General features: G+C 62.1%; 16 protein-coding genes. 2 read left to right on the forward strand and 14 right to left on the reverse strand.

The features are described 5' to 3' along the window. Position 1 precedes the first annotated feature (1 nt). The 10 genes from QN084_RS10255 to QN084_RS10300 form a co-directional block, all read right to left on the reverse strand. Positions 2–1,054: a Gfo/Idh/MocA family protein gene (locus QN084_RS10255; RefSeq protein ID WP_264398785.1), complete on the reverse strand. Its 1,053-nt coding sequence runs from the start codon at positions 1,052–1,054 to the stop codon at positions 2–4. Positions 1,055–1,113: 59 nt separating this feature from the next. Next, on the reverse strand, positions 1,114–1,425 hold the full coding sequence (locus tag QN084_RS10260) for a hypothetical protein (protein WP_069696546.1): 312 nt from the start codon (positions 1,423–1,425) through the stop codon (positions 1,114–1,116). A gap of 168 nt (positions 1,426–1,593) precedes the next feature. Continuing rightward, the gene (locus QN084_RS10265) at positions 1,594–1,917 is read right to left on the reverse strand and encodes a putative quinol monooxygenase (RefSeq protein WP_069696547.1); all 324 of its coding nucleotides are present in this window, start codon (positions 1,915–1,917) and stop codon (positions 1,594–1,596) included. 64 nt (positions 1,918–1,981) lie between these two features. After that, positions 1,982–3,154 carry a levoglucosan dehydrogenase gene (locus tag QN084_RS10270; RefSeq protein WP_069696548.1) on the reverse strand — a complete coding sequence of 391 codons (1,173 nt, stop codon included), beginning with the start codon at positions 3,152–3,154 and terminating at the stop codon, positions 1,982–1,984. A gap of 65 nt (positions 3,155–3,219) precedes the next feature. Further along, entirely contained in the window at positions 3,220–4,041 is an 822-nt protein-coding gene (locus QN084_RS10275; protein ID WP_069696549.1) for a sugar phosphate isomerase/epimerase family protein, read from the reverse strand. Then, positions 4,038–5,192 (reverse strand): Gfo/Idh/MocA family protein, encoded by a 1,155-nt coding sequence (locus QN084_RS10280; RefSeq protein ID WP_069696550.1) that lies wholly within the window; start codon positions 5,190–5,192, stop codon positions 4,038–4,040. Before QN084_RS10280 ends, QN084_RS10275 begins: the two co-directional genes overlap by 4 nt. A 6-nt stretch (positions 5,193–5,198) precedes the next feature. Further along, positions 5,199–6,185: an ABC transporter permease gene (locus QN084_RS10285; RefSeq protein WP_069696551.1), complete on the reverse strand. Its 987-nt coding sequence runs from the start codon at positions 6,183–6,185 to the stop codon at positions 5,199–5,201. 3 nt (positions 6,186–6,188) lie between these two features. Then, on the reverse strand, positions 6,189–7,697 hold the full coding sequence (locus tag QN084_RS10290; protein ID WP_069696552.1) for a sugar ABC transporter ATP-binding protein: 1,509 nt from the start codon (positions 7,695–7,697) through the stop codon (positions 6,189–6,191). Between the two features lie 50 nt (positions 7,698–7,747). Continuing rightward, positions 7,748–8,908 (reverse strand): substrate-binding domain-containing protein, encoded by a 1,161-nt coding sequence (locus QN084_RS10295; protein WP_069696553.1) that lies wholly within the window; start codon positions 8,906–8,908, stop codon positions 7,748–7,750. A gap of 47 nt (positions 8,909–8,955) precedes the next feature. After that, the gene (locus tag QN084_RS10300; RefSeq protein WP_069696554.1) at positions 8,956–9,438 is read right to left on the reverse strand and encodes a hypothetical protein; all 483 of its coding nucleotides are present in this window, start codon (positions 9,436–9,438) and stop codon (positions 8,956–8,958) included. A 189-nt stretch (positions 9,439–9,627) separates the two neighbouring features. Here QN084_RS10300 and QN084_RS10305 point away from each other — a divergent pair, with 189 nt between their 5' ends. Beyond that, positions 9,628–10,689 carry a LacI family DNA-binding transcriptional regulator gene (locus QN084_RS10305; protein ID WP_069696555.1) on the forward strand — a complete coding sequence of 354 codons (1,062 nt, stop codon included), beginning with the start codon at positions 9,628–9,630 and terminating at the stop codon, positions 10,687–10,689. A 994-nt stretch (positions 10,690–11,683) separates the two neighbouring features. Here the strand turns inward: QN084_RS10305 and QN084_RS10310 are convergent. From QN084_RS10310 to QN084_RS10320, 3 genes are all read right to left on the reverse strand, one after another. Further along, the gene (locus QN084_RS10310; protein ID WP_168529584.1) at positions 11,684–11,854 is read right to left on the reverse strand and encodes a hypothetical protein; all 171 of its coding nucleotides are present in this window, start codon (positions 11,852–11,854) and stop codon (positions 11,684–11,686) included. 114 nt (positions 11,855–11,968) lie between these two features. Continuing rightward, positions 11,969–12,181, reverse strand: a complete 213-nt coding sequence (locus QN084_RS10315; protein ID WP_069696556.1) for a hypothetical protein — start codon at positions 12,179–12,181, stop codon at positions 11,969–11,971. Between the two features lie 326 nt (positions 12,182–12,507). Beyond that, the gene (locus QN084_RS10320; protein WP_069696557.1) at positions 12,508–13,431 is read right to left on the reverse strand and encodes a LysR family transcriptional regulator; all 924 of its coding nucleotides are present in this window, start codon (positions 13,429–13,431) and stop codon (positions 12,508–12,510) included. 160 nt (positions 13,432–13,591) lie between these two features. Here QN084_RS10320 and QN084_RS10325 point away from each other — a divergent pair, with 160 nt between their 5' ends. After that, on the forward strand, positions 13,592–13,933 hold the full coding sequence (locus tag QN084_RS10325; RefSeq protein WP_069696558.1) for a CBU_0592 family membrane protein: 342 nt from the start codon (positions 13,592–13,594) through the stop codon (positions 13,931–13,933). A gap of 13 nt (positions 13,934–13,946) precedes the next feature. Here the strand turns inward: QN084_RS10325 and QN084_RS10330 are convergent, their stop codons facing one another. Then, complete coding sequence (locus tag QN084_RS10330) at positions 13,947–14,147, reverse strand: hypothetical protein (RefSeq protein ID WP_069696559.1); 201 nt, start codon at positions 14,145–14,147, stop codon at positions 13,947–13,949. Positions 14,148–14,203 lie beyond the last annotated feature (56 nt).

The following is a 14,203-nucleotide window of genomic DNA, read 5'->3' on the forward strand; positions in this document are numbered from 1 at the left end:
GTCAGGCTCCTTCTGGGTGCTGGGATGGAAAATGAATCGGGATGATGTTGCTTCGATTGCTGGCCGAGGCATCAATGGCCGCCAGAACAAGCCGAAGCTGCAGCCCGTCTTCGAATGACGGCCGGGGGTCGGCTCCGGCGCGGACGGCGAGCAGGAAGTCGCGGATCTGGCGGGTGAAGGCGTATTCCCAGCCAATGATGTGCCCCTGTGGCCCCCACACATCCATGGAGGAATCGTCGGTCTCGCTGACCAGGATGCGATGGAACGACTGGTTCGGGACAGTGGTGGTGGCATCCGACAGCACGAGCCCACACAGGTTTTCAAGATCAAAGGTGAGCGAACCGGCAGTGCCAAAAATTTCGATGCAGAAGTTGTTTCTTTGGCCGGCGGCAGTCGACGCTTCTATAGATGCGCTGACTTTTCCGCTCATTCCCAGAGTGGCCCACACGGTATCGGCGTCTGTCACCTCCCTCACGCAATGGGCTGGGTGTCCCTCAGTTGGGGCGCGCAGCATCCCCGTCGCTTCCATGATTCGTTCTCCCGACACGTAGTGGATCTGGTCAATGGCGTGGCAGATGATGTCGCCCAGGATCCCGTAGCGGGGGCGGGGGTCTCTCTCGTCATGGATCGGGTCCCGCCGATACGCAGCCCGGATATGCCGAACGGCACCAATCCGACCTTCGGCGATCATCTCCCGGGCCAAGGTTAGGGCAGGGTGGCGGCCGTAGTTGAATCCGGTCATCGACCGGACGCCGCGGGTGTGTGCATTGACTGCAGCGGCGGTCATGAGTTCCATTTCGGCCAGGGTGTCTGAGAACGGATTTGCCATCAAGACATGCTTTCCCGCTTCCAGGGCAGCTGTGGCGATTTCGGCGTTCATCCCTTCGGGGGCGCAGAGGTCGACAAGGTCGATGTCTTCCCGGGCGATGACCGAACGCCAGTCGGTGGTTGATTCGGCCCAGCCGTAGTTGGTGGCGTCCTCGGCAGCCTGGGAGGAGTCCCGGCCCACGAGCACTTGCTGGTCGAAGACCGGGACGTCAAGGAAGTTGGCCACATTGCGCCAAGCATTCGACCGCGCCTGCCCCATCGAAGCGTGAGTTACGGAGGCAACCCCTATGCGGGGACGGGGTGAGCGGTTGATGGCCGTGTTCCTTGGGGATTTTCCCTGCCGGGCACGTGGTGAGACGAATCCCTCCTGCCCGGACGTTCCCAGAGGTCTTGTTCGGTGGTGACACCCGCGGGAATCAGGGAGGAAAGCTCGACCGTGTAGGTAGCTTCGTCGATCCGGCTGATAAGTACGCCTTTTCCTGGGTCGGCCAAGGCTGCGGTGACTGCAGCATCGGCAGCGCGGCTTAGCGCATCTTCTACTTGCTTCCCTTCGTTCACTCTGACAAGGGCACGGTACGAATGATTCTCATTGTTCATGGAGTTTCCTTATGATTCACAGGCGATATCGTCGACAGAGGCCATGACCAACCCACCGGAGTTCTGCTCCGCGCCGATATCAAGGACGGGAGGACAGACAGCAGCGCCATGTCGAGGGATCCACGTGGCGTTCGGCGAGCTGCTTTCCGCGATGGCCCCTGGCTCTTGTCAGGCCAGCGGGGTAAGAGGAGTCACCGAAAACGGGACGGCCAGCAGCGGCGCCACCATCTGCACAAAATCCTTCACGTGGCTCTTGTCGTTGTGGTCAACGAGGTCTTTGTGGCTGTTCCATCCCTCAAACAGCACGAAGGTCCCCGAGCGCTGGTCGTCGGTAAAGACGGTGTATTCCAGGCAGCCTGGATCGTTGCGGCTCACTGACTGCAGCGTGGCGAGTGCTTCCCGCACCTCGCCGCCCCGCCCTTCCTTGGCGATGAAGACAGGCATCAGCCAGACTTCTGCTGCGCTGCGCTGAGTCGGGAGTGTGGTGGCCATATTTCCGTCCTTGTATCGATTCGGGGGTTCAGGGGGACAGCCGGCGCCGCCCCCTGAACGGGTGTTAAGCGCTGATCTGCGGGACCTCGACCCAGGATTCTTTTGCAGCTGATTCGACGATCGCGTCGTCGATGAGGGCGACCTGATAGCCGTCTGCAAAGTTGGGGCTTACGCTGCCGCCTTCTGCGATGGCTTTGAAGAAGTCGTAGGCCTCGATGATCTTCGTTTCGCCGTAGCCAATGCCGAGGGCAGGAATGGGCCAGAGTCCTTCTCCGTAGGGGTGTGCCGGGCCGGTGTAGACGGTGCGGAATCCGCGGCGGTCGGCCTGATCGGACGCGAAGCAGACCTGGAGTTCGTCGCGCCGTTCGTAGTTGAAGACGATGCTGCCCTCGGTTCCGTGGATCTCGAAGGTTATGTAGTTGTTCCTTCCATGAGCGTTGCGTGTCGCTTCGACGGATCCGACGGCCCCGTTCGCGAAGCGGATCATGGTCATGACTTCGTCATCGACATCGACCTGGCCGCGGGGGCCTTCGCCGCCCCGCACGGTGCCGAGTGCATCCGCCCCGCCTGCCTGGAGCGGTCGTTCCGGGATCCAGGTCGACAGGACGGCATTGACGGCGCTGAACTCGCCGACGAGGTACCTTGCCATGTCAATGACATGCGTCGCGATGTCACCAAGGGCACCGGAGCCTGCGATGGATTTCTGGAAGCGCCAGGACAGGGGGGAGTTCGGGTCGGCGCTCCAGTCTTGAAGATAGGTGCCGCGGAAGCTGAGGATCTGTCCGATTGCCCCTTCCTCGATGTATTTCTTTGCCAGCGCGACTGCGGGGGTCCGCCGGTAGTTGAAGGCGACCATGTGGACGATGTTCTTGTCTTTGACAGCGTCGTACATGGCCTTGGATTCTTCGCCGGTGCGGGCCAGTGGCTTCTCGCAGATGATGTGCTTGCCCGCTTCGGCTGCGGCGATGGCAATTTCGGCGTGGAGATGGTTGGGTGTGGCGATGTCTACGACGTGGATGTCTGGATCGTCAATGATGCTCCGCCAGTCAGCCGTGGAGTTCTCGAACCCGAAGCGGCGGGCCGCGTCGGCGGCGAGATCCGGGTTGGCTTCAGCGATGACTTTGCGCACCGGGAGTGCCGGTGCCGGCCAAAAGAACATGGGCATGGCGGCGTAGGCCAGGGAGTGGGCCTTGCCCATGAAGCCGCCCCCGATGAGGCCGACGTTGAGGTTTTGCATGTGAATCTTGTTCCTTCCGGGAGGCGGGCGGATGCCGTCTATGGCAGTCCCCTGCGGTTGAAAAATTAGCTAGAGAGAAGCTTTTCCAGGTACCTTTTGCTGATTTCTGCGGCGGCCCGCGGGTCACCGTCGTAGTTATCGAGTTCGACCATGAGCCAGCTGTCGTATCCGCTTTCGCGGATCGCGGCGATGATGTCCGGGAAGTCGAGTTCCCCCTGTCCCAGGGGCAGGAAATTAAATGGGTCCTTCTGGAAGTCCTTGAGGTGGACGTGCTGGATCCTGTCGGGGTACTTCCGGATGACTGCGGCAGGGTCTGCGCCGCCCGCTGCGAGGTGTGCGGTGTCCGGGCAGAAGCCGATTCGCGTCAGCGGCATGAGCCGGTCCAGCTCCTCCGGGCCCTCGACGATGGTGCTCAGGTGCGGGTGGTAGCTTGCCGACAGGCCGAAGCTTTCCGCGATGTCCACTACGCTGTCCAGCGCCTCACCGAGGCGTTGGTAGTCCTCGTCGGTGGTTCCGGCCGCGCGCCGTGCTCCGCCTCCCACTACGAGCCGTTCCGCTCCGAAGCTCGCGGCCAATTCGGCGGCGCGGTGAATGCGGTGCATTTCGTCCGGGAGGATGTCGGCGTAGATGAAGTTTGCCCCGGTATACACACTTGTCAGTGCAACTCCTGAACTGCTCAGGATCTCTTTGAGTTCCTCGGGCTTTTCTGCGTACTCCGCAAGATTCCCGTCGAACATCTCAACACCCTGATAGCCGACGGATGCGATGTCCTTGACGGCGTCCCTCATGGAGCCGTGGGTCATGTAAAAGAGGTCCTTGACGCTCGTTACGCCTTGCGGGTGGCCAACGACGCCGCCCCAAGTGATGGAACAGTAACCAAGTTTCATAGCTTCTGCCTTTCAGATGCTGGGGAAGACTCGAGTAATTCGAAGGGGGTGGCAGTGCCGGGAACGTCGACCCACGACTGTTGTGCAGCGGAGGTGACGAGTGCATCCGTCAGGAGTGCTGCCCGCAGCCCGTCCCGGAACGTGGGCAGGCCTTCGGGTGCCTGTCCCTGAACGGCTGCGTAGACGTCGGCGACGAAGGAGTTGAAGCTGTCCTGGTATCCCTGGGGATGTCCCGGCGGGAGTTTGGCGTACCGTCGCCCGCCGGGCGTGCCGAGAGTCTGCGGGCCCACGGGGATGTCGGAGCTGGCATCCGTGCGTCCTATGTGCAGGGTGTCCGGTCGTTCCTGGTTGAAGCTGAACGATGCATCGGTTCCGTCGAAGGAGAACCACAGCCGGTTCTTGCGGCCCGGGCTGACCTGGCTGACGACGAGGGAGCCTGTGGCCCCCTTGTCGGTCTCGAACAGGAGCGTGGCGCCGTCCTCGGTAGCGACGGAGGACAACTGGCCGCCGGTTTCGCGTTGGGCGTAGGCCCGGCTGATCTTTGCCACTAGCCTGGTGATTCTGTGTCCGGTGGTGAACTCCATTAGGTCACACCAGTGCACGCCGATGTCACCGAAAGCCCTGGAGGCCCCTCCGAGTTTCGAATCGACCCGCCAGTTTGTGGCTTCCGCGCCCGCCAGCCAATCCTGCAGGTAGGAACCGTGCAACAGCCAGAGGCGGCCGGCGTCGCCGCGCAGGATACGGTCGCGGGCCTCACGGACGGCCGGATAGAACCTGTAGACGAAAGGCACGCCTGTGACGACGCCGGCCCGATCGGCGAGGTCTGTGAGTTCCCTGGCGTCCCCAACGCTGGTGGCGAGGGGCTTCTCGCAGACAACTGCTTTCCCTGCTGCAATGGCTTTACGTGCAAGGTCGGCGTGGGTCGCGTTCGGGGTGCAGATGTGGATGACATCCACGTCGTCTCGTGCGATCAGTGCTTCGGGGGACTCGGCTGCGGTTCGTGCGCCGAGCGCGGCGGCTGCTGCTTCGGCGGAAGCCTGGCTGCTTCCGGCGATTGCACTGACTTCGCCGCCTGCTGCGCGCACCGCGTGGGCATGGACTGAGCCCATGAATCCTGTGCCGATGATTCCGGACCGTAGTTTGAGGGTCATGTGGTGCTACTTCTTCCGGGCCAGGGCGACGGCCAGGATGATGATGGCGCCCCGAACCACCTGTTGTTGGCTGCTGTCCAGACCGGCCAGAATCAGGCCGTTGTTGATCAGGCCGATCAGGAGGGCGCCGAAGAGAGTGCCGATGATGGAGCCGAATCCGCCGAAGAGGCTTGTCCCGCCGAGGATGACGGCGGCGATGGCGGAGAGTTCATCACCGGATCCCCACTGGAACCGGCCGGACTGGAGACGCCCGGCATACAGCATGCCGGCGACGCTCGCGACCATGCCCGAGATGAGGAGCACCTGGAACTTGATGCGCTTGGTGTTGATGCCGGTAAATTCAGCGGCGTTCCGGTTGCCGCCGGTAGCGAGGACCTGGCGGCCGAACTTGGTGCGGTTCAATACGACGGCGCCGACGGCAACGAAGATGGCGCTCCAGACGACCAGGCCAGGAACGGGACCGAAGTCCCCGGAGCCAAAAATCATGTTGAAAGCGTCGTTAAGGATCGGCTGGGGGGCCGAGGCCGTGATCCACTGGGCGACGCCCGCGGCGATACCCAGCATGCCGAGCGTCACCAGGAAGGAAGGGATACCCAGGAGGCTGACCAGTGCACCATTGATGGACCCGACGACGAGTCCGACGGCGAGGCCGGCGAGGATGCCTGGGACCAGGCCCCACTGCGACACCGCCATGGCCGTGCAGACGCTGGCCAGTCCGGCGACTGAGCCGACGCTGAGGTCAATCTCAGCGCAGGAGATGACATAGGTCATGCCCACTGCGATGACGGTGATGGTGGCGGTCTGCCGGAAAATGTTCAGCAGGTTTTGTGGGGTCATGAATCCCTGGTCGCGCAGCAGAACGGCGAAGAAGAGGAAGACGACAACGAACCCGATGTAGATGACGTAGCGCCGCCAGTCGAGCTCTTTGAGGACCGTGCCAAAATTGCGGTGTTCCGCCGTGTCTTGGGCGGAGATGGTGTTTGCCTTGCTCACTGTTCAGACTCCCTGGACTGCAAGTTGAAGATATTCCTCGTCAGCGATGTCGCTGCGGGGGATGTCACGGATGACGGAGCCGTCCTTGAGGACGAGGACGCGGTCGCTGACCGCGAGTAGTTCCGGGTATTCGGAGGAGATCACGATGACCGCTTTACCGGCGCTGGCGAGTTCGCGGACCATGTCCAGGATTTCGCTCTTGGTGCCGATGTCGACGCCAGCTGTGGGTTCGTCCAGAATCAGGATGTCCGGGTCGGTGCCTAGCCACTTGGCGATCACCACCTTCTGCTGGTTTCCGCCCGAAAGCAGCCGCACCGGGCGGTTGGGGTGGGCAACCTTGACCGCGAACTTCTTGATGAGAGACGACGACAGATCCTTGCCCTTCGTGGAATCCAGCAACGGTCCCCGCATAATCTGGCCGAGCAGGGGCAGCAGCAGGTTGTCCCGGACCGAGTGGTCAAGGACGAGGCCTTGAGCCCGGCGGTCCTCGGGGATCAGGGCGACTCCGGCGTCAATGGCCTGCTGGGGGGAATTCAGGTTGATTTTCTCCCCACGGATGAGGATGTCACCGCTGTCCCGCCGGTCGATGCCGAAGAGTGCCCGGGCGAGTTCGGTACGGCCGCTGCCCATAAGACCGGCCAAGCCCAGGATCTCCCCTGGCCGGAGCGAGAAAGAGACGTCCCTTACACGCCGCCCGGCGTTTAGGCCACGCACCTCCAGCAGGGGGGCACCCTCGTGGGCCACGTGGTCCCGCTCGCGGTAGGCAAGCTGGCCTTCGATCTTCTTGCCGACAATGCCCTCGACGATCTGTTCGGGGGTCACAGCGCTCAGTGGCTCGGTAAGCAGCCGACGGCCGTCCCGAAGGATAGTGATCCGGTCGGCAAGACGGTAGACCTCGTCCATACGGTGCGAGATGTAGATGATCGAAATGCCGCGTTGCTTGAGGCGGTCAATCAGTTCGAAGAGCGCCTCAGATTCGTGGCGGGCAAGGCTTGCCGTGGGTTCGTCCATGATCAGCACCTGGGCGTTCTGCGAGAGCGCCTTGGCGATCTCGGTCAGCTGCCAGTAAGCGGTTCCGAGCCGCGAGACTTCGGCCCGGGGGTCGACGTCAACCTCCATTTCGGCGAAGATCTCCTTGGCCCGGCGGACCGAGGCGCGGTCATCAATGAGGCCGCCTGCGCCGAGCGGTTCAGCTGCCAGGAAGATGTTTTGCGCAACGGTAAGGCTCGGTACGAGGCTGAATTCCTGGAAGACCATCCCGATGCCGGCAGCCTTTGCATCCTGGATCGAGTTGATCGTCGCCGGCTTGCCGCCAATGATGATTTCTCCCGCGTCAGCCTGATAGACGCCCTGCAGGATTTTCATGAGCGTGGATTTGCCGGCCCCGTTGCCTCCTGCGAGGGCGTGGACCTCGCCCCTGCGGACGTCGAAGCTGACGTCCTTCAGTACTGAGACGCCGTTGAAGCCCTTGGAGACAGAGCGCATCTCGACGACATTGTCTGCGGTGTTCATTGTTGCCCTTTCGGGACGGTGCGGGTTGGTTCCCGCACCGTCAAGTCCGGCTATTTCTTGTAGGACTCTTGAATGTCCCTGGGAGCGTCCTCGTGGTAAACCTGCTTCCAGGCCTCCAGGACGTTGGAGTGATCAACCGGGACGGCGCTCAAGGCCACATAGGCTGGGGCTGCCTTACCGATGAGGGCGCCTGCTGCCAGCCGTGCCTCCGTGACTCCCTGGTCGAAAGGAACCTGGGCGCCGAGACCGACGACGAGCTGGTCTTTAGCCAGAGCGATGGCAACGTTCTTTCCGAGGTCCTCGGTGGCGATCTTCAGGTCCTGACGGCCTGCGGCACGGGCTGCGGCCATGACGCCTTCCGCGGGGACGTCCCACACGGCCCAGATGCCGTTCAGGTCGGCGTGCTTGCTTAGCATGGCATTTGCCGCGGCCTGGGCGTCTCCGGCGAAGTCGGGGCCGGCGATACCCTTTTCTTCGACGATCTGGATGTCCGGGTACTCCTTGGTGATCGTTTCCTTGAAGCCCTCGTAGCGCTGCTTGGTCACAAAGAAATCAGCCTGGTGGAAGACAAGGCCGATTTTGCCCTTGCCGCCGATGGCCTTGGCCATCTGGTGCGCGGCGACGACGCCATTGCCATAGTTGTCGGCGGAAACCACGGAAACGTAGTCCTTGCCGGCTGTTAGTCCTTGGGGAACGTTGTCCATGAAGACCAGCTTCGTCCCGGCGGCCCCCACTTTTTTGTAGGCCGAGGCCGTGGCTACGGGGTCAGTGGGAATGGAGATCATGATGTTCGGGTTCTGCGTCATCACGGTCTCGATGTCCGACACCTGCTTGTCCGGCTTGAAGTTCGCGTCTGTCGTAGCGATGACCTTGATGCCGAGCTTTTCAAATTCGCTCTTGAGGCCGTTGGTCTGGGCTGTGGCCCAGTCGTTGCCGCCGTAATGCATCACGATTGCAGCCGTGGCATTGAGCGCCTTGATCTTCGCGATCTCTTCGGACGTGAGATCTGCAGTCGATGCAGGTGACGGCGCCTCGCCATTGGGGCCCTTGCTCAGGACCTGTCCCTTGATCTTGTCAAGGGCCTGCTGGGCCTTCTCGGAGACACCGGTATCCGGAGCGTTTGAGCTGGCCGAGGTCGAGCTGCTGCAGGAAGCGACGGAAATTGACAGGGCTGCGGCCAGGGCCACAAAGGAAAGCCTGCGGATCATCATTGTTCTCCAGTGCTTGTGTGTGGGGGATAGGGGGTGGAAGGTTGGGGTCAGGCCAGGGCAATGGCGAGGGAAGGGGGGACCGGTGAGAGGACGAGTCCACCTGCGGCGGAGGCTGTGCGAACAGCAGCAGCCTTGTCTGGAGCCCTAACGAGGGCCTCTGCGTGCTTTTTGTCGACGAAGAGTCCCAGGGAGCACGGTCCGTAATGGGCTTGTACCCACTTCACCGCCTCACCCGCCGCCTTTGCCATTTCGCCGGCCGCCTCAGCGACCGAGCCGTCAATGGTCGACAGCGACTCGGGAACCCCGGCTTGATCGACAGAAACGACCAAGCTTGCCCACAGGAAGTCCTCATCGAATACACCGATGACAGCCGAGGAGCCCGCCGAAACGAAGGTGCGGACAGCGACCGCGAGATCATCACGTGCTGCGTCCGCCAGGAGCGTTACCAGATTTGCCCACTGGGCCTGGTCGATGTTTCGACGGCCGACACTCGGGTCGAGTAAAAGTGCCTCGGCGGTGGTGTCGCTCATCCCGCTCCCTCTCCATTGAAGTACTAAAGCCGTAAACGTTTACGCTAGAAATCGTAAACGTTTACGCTGATCAGTGTCAAGCATCACACGCAGAGTCGGTTCGCGGTCCGGAGAGAGATTGGCGACGTAAGATGGAGGGCGTACAAAACCGCCGTCGGCTCGGCCCCCACAAGACGGACAGGAGAGGCCATGACAGACACGACGATTCCCCGCCAGGACAATGGCCGGACTGCAGACGCTCCTTTGCGCCGGAAACCGACCATAAACGATGTTGCCCAACTTGCAGGCGTCTCGTTCGGGACGGTCTCGCGAGTGCTGAATGACGCTCCCGATGTCAGTGCCTCGACTCGCGAACGAGTCCTCAAGGTAATCAAGGACATCGGCTACCGCAGGAACCGCGCAGCCACCGCGCTGGTCACAAGCCGCTCGACCTCCATTGGCATCCTGTCGGACGGCTCCCCCCGTTTCGGCCCGGTGGGAACACTCATGGCACTCGAAAACGTTGCGCGGAACAAGGGCTACGCCACAACCGTGATCAGCGTCCAAAAACCCTACGAAGAGTCCGTGCAGGCGGCCCTCGACAGTCTGGACGATACCGGCGTCGGAGGGATTATCGTCATCGCGCCTCTCGTCGAAATGGCAGCGGCCGTCTGGAATGCCTCGTGCCGCTTACCTCTAGAGATGATCGCGGCCGGCGCGTCGTCAACTCCAAACGTTTTCACGTACTCAGAAAATCAGGAGCTCGGAGCGAGACTTGCCACGCAGCACCTCATCGACTTGGGCCACACCGACATCGCGCATTTCGCCGGCTCAATGGACTGGTTCGATGGACGGGTGCGCAAGCGCGGCTGGGAAGCGGCGCTCCGTGACGCCGGGCTCGAACCAGGCCTGTGCATCGAAGGTGACTGGAGTCCGCGATGGGCTTACGAGACCGCCCTCCAGCTCGTCCGGGAAGGGAAGATCCCTCAGGCGATCTTCGCGGCCAGCGACCATACTGCCCTTGGGCTGGTACGTGCGTTCGCCGAAAACGGCGTCCGCGTCCCGGACGATGTCAGCGTCGTCGGTTTCGACGATATTGAAGGTTCCGACTATTTCCTGCCTCCCCTGACCACGGTGCGCCAAGACTTCACCGCCCTGGCGCTCATGAGCATGGAAGTGCTTATCGGCGCCATGGAGGGGCGCGAAGTGGACCGGACGCCAATAGCCCCGGCTCTTGTCGTCCGGGACAGCACCAAGCCAGCCACATCCTAGGCAACCCCCACCCTCCGCCGCGATTGCGGTCCCCTATGGCATCAGGCCCCGCTAAAACTCAAGGCGGAACACTCCCCCCAGTTGCAGGGCTCAGCCAAACGCTGCGCAATGTGGCTGGCCCATGTTTCAAAACACCCGCCACAACGACCCTTGACGGCTACAAGCTCCGGTACAGGGCACGAGTTGACAGCGGATAGGGGTATCTGCAAGCACAGGCCATATCAACAGCAGCGCCCGCCGCCACGATTTCTAGGTGAACCTTGATCAAGGCAACGGGAGGATCCTCATCCAATGAAGGGCGTCCGTTACACCGCAGACGTTCAAGGCCTTCCGGAACGTTTGAACGGGAGAACGCTCTTTGCAGGTCTATCTGACAGCACCTTAACGGGCTGGCAGTCCATCGGCACGAGCGCCGCTAGCCACACGCGTTGTCTCGGAAGCATGGCCTGGCACGATGGGTTGCAGGATGCTTTGGGATGCAGTGTCACGAGGCCAGTCCACGCATTATAGAGCGACGCATAGCTCTCGTCTCACAATCTCTCTAGCAACCTCGGGTTAAAAACTGGATCGATAGCAGCACTGTGTCCGACTGCTCGCATGCTGGTGCGGCTAGTTGACCGTACGATTGCAGCTGACTCCTGACTGCAGTTGTCCAGTTAAACTACACCCCAACCTGACACAATCGAACGCCGCCAATCGCTGCCAAGAGAGGGATTGCTCCGTCGACCGTAATCCGGGACAGTGCGTCGTCACTAACTACCTGTTTGCGGAGCTGAGAGGGAATGGACCATTTCCCTTCCAAGCCGTTCAGACCGACGAACAATCCAAGCGAACTTTTGTCTGCCGGAGGTGGGAAGCCGCCCACCATCGGCCATGCCTGGCTCGTGTGGCTCCGGCAAGGCCGAGAATGCTGCTGGCTCGTTGTATCGGGCCTTGTGCGACACCTGAAACAGTGGTCCCAGTTCCAATAAGTAGTCTGCTCTCGTTACCCGAATCAACTGCGCATGGCGCAGATATCGGTGACCGTGATGCCGTCGCGACGTGTCTGACCTCCCAGCGGAAGAACTCCGTTGAACGGATTGTCACCGTACGCCATGACCAAATAAGCCAAGGAAGGACGGTCTGCCGGAACGCCCGTCTGTTGCGCGCCGGGTCGCAGCAGCATCCGTCCGGATGGTGGGAATGGGCCTCCTGGTTGAAGGACTGCGACCCAACCGGAATGCGGAGCCGCAGGCGCCGGGGCATTCGTCACGCACAGCATTCTGCAGGCGCGAGCCTCTCAATAGTCTCCTGCCCCCACCGGCGTATCCACCCGGAACACCCGAAGCTGCAACGCCAGGGTTGAGTAGTAGCCAACCAAGGTCACCAGTTCAAAGACCGCGCGCTGGCCAAGTAGATGCTCCGCCTCATACCAGGCGCAATCGCCAACGTCTCCGTCCAGCAGTGCCAGGACGGTCCGGCCGACTAATGATTCAACTCCACCGAACGGCATCACATCTTTCCGGCGGATGGCCTCCAACTCATGGCGGCTGAATCCGAGGGCCCGCCCTATGGCCTCGTGGGACTCCCGCTCGAAGGTTGAGCGGTGGCGGGCCGCAAAAAGGAGGATCGCGATTTCACGCTGCTGGTCCTTTGCCTGCTCTGGTCCGTGGCACAGGTTCCCATCCTGCTGTTCGCCTCCTTGCCCTCGCTCTGGGCAAGCCGGCTGCTGCTCGGCGCCGGTGAAGGCCCGCTCGCCCCCGTTCTAACGGCCCTTAACCACGACGGCGGACCGGTCACCCGCCGCTCAACCGGCCACCCGCTGCATCACCCGCCGTCTCAGCCGCCCGAACGCATGTCGAACTGGGCCGCAGATTCCCTGAGCAGGCGGGCAACCGTATCCACGGGCAGGCTCGTTGGCTTCTTCCTGTCGAAGCGCCTGAGCGCAATGTGCCGGGTACCAAGGCCCGGAACATCGAGGATGTCCACCTGGTCATGGACGACGCCGGTCAACGCCAGGGTGGGCACAATCGCCACTCCTTCGCCGGCCGCGACCAGGGCAAGTGCGGTGAGCGTGTCGACGTACTGGTGCACCGTCTCGATCCGCACTCCGGTGGAATGGCGGAGGCGCCCCAGCACGGCGCTGTTGGCGGCGGACTGCTCGACTCCCAACCATGGCAACGGGAGCCGGCTGAGGTCGATGGCTTCGGTAGCGAGCAAGGAACCTGCGGGAACTACCAATTTCCACGGTTCGTCCAGCAGCGGCTCCTGCACCATGCCGGCAGCGAGCGGCCGCTGTTCGGCCGCCGTCGAGTCCTGCTCGATGACCAAGGCGTCAAGTTGCCGTTGGCGCAGCAGCCGCATCAGGGGCGGGAAGGCGTCCTCAACGATCTCAATCCGCAATTGCGGGTACTGGCTGCGCCACTCGGGGATCCGCGGAATGACCACCGTCCGCATGAAACTGGTGAATCCGCCGATTCGAACGACGCCGGAAACCTTGGCTTCGCCCTCCATCCGGGCCCGCGCAACATTGAGCGCCCGTTCGATCTCTTCGCCCGCTTCCGCCATCGCCAAGCCAGCGGGTGTCAGCACCGAACCTTTGGGGGTCCGCTGAAGCAGGGCCTGGCCCACTTGGTGCTCGAGTTTGGTGAGTTGTTGGGACACCGCGGACGGTGTGAGCCGCAGTTCATCGGCGGCTGCAAGCACCCCGCCAGTGCGCGCCACAGCCAGCAAAACCAGGAGTCTGCGGGGGTCCATGTCCATGTTAAGCAACTCTAAATACCGGCTTCAGAAGATTGCAATTGATCTAAACCAAGACGTGCCCCAATATTTATCTCATAGCCGCAAGTTCCACGTCTTAGCGGCCCTCCTCTTACGCGCAAGGCCGCTATTGTCGTGCGCCCGATTTACGAAAGGATTCCACATGGAACTGCTCTGGGAAGTGACCGGATGGGCTGGCGCGGCGGCGATGCTCGGCGCCTACTTGGCGGTGTCCATGGGGTGGCTGCAGCCTGGACGTAAATTCCAGACCGTCAACCTCTTTGGGTCCTGCGCGTTCATCATCAATGGCACCCTCCACGGCGCCTGGCCGTCAGTGGCCACCAACGTTGCCTGGTTCGTCATCTCGGCCGTAGCGCTCTACCGCATGCGCGAAAAGAAGCCGGCTACCGCCGTCGTCGTTGAGGTCCCAAGCCGCGCACCGGAAACCGGTGCGCAGTTGATCATCCCGGGTGCCCCGGCCGCCTCCGTAACAGCCGCCGCGTAGCGGGGCCTTTCCCTCAGTCCACGAACTCCGACTGGGTCTCGATGAAGTCCCAGTCGGCCGCCGTCAACCCACCGCTGAGATTGTCCGGATGCGGTCCGCCGGCTTCGGCAATGTGTTGCAGCACCTGCAGGGGGAGTTCTTCGGCCCGCAGGTTTTCCCGCAGCCATTCCTTGCTGTCCAGGTGAAGATCGAGCCACCACATGAAGATTTCCATTGCACGCCGCCTTCCGTCGACTCATCGCCAGTGAGACCACGGATTAACGGTAGGCC

Source organism: Paenarthrobacter sp. R1 (assembly GCF_030264015.1).
In the GTDB taxonomy this organism is placed as follows: Bacteria; Actinomycetota; Actinomycetes; order Actinomycetales; family Micrococcaceae; genus Arthrobacter; species Arthrobacter ureafaciens.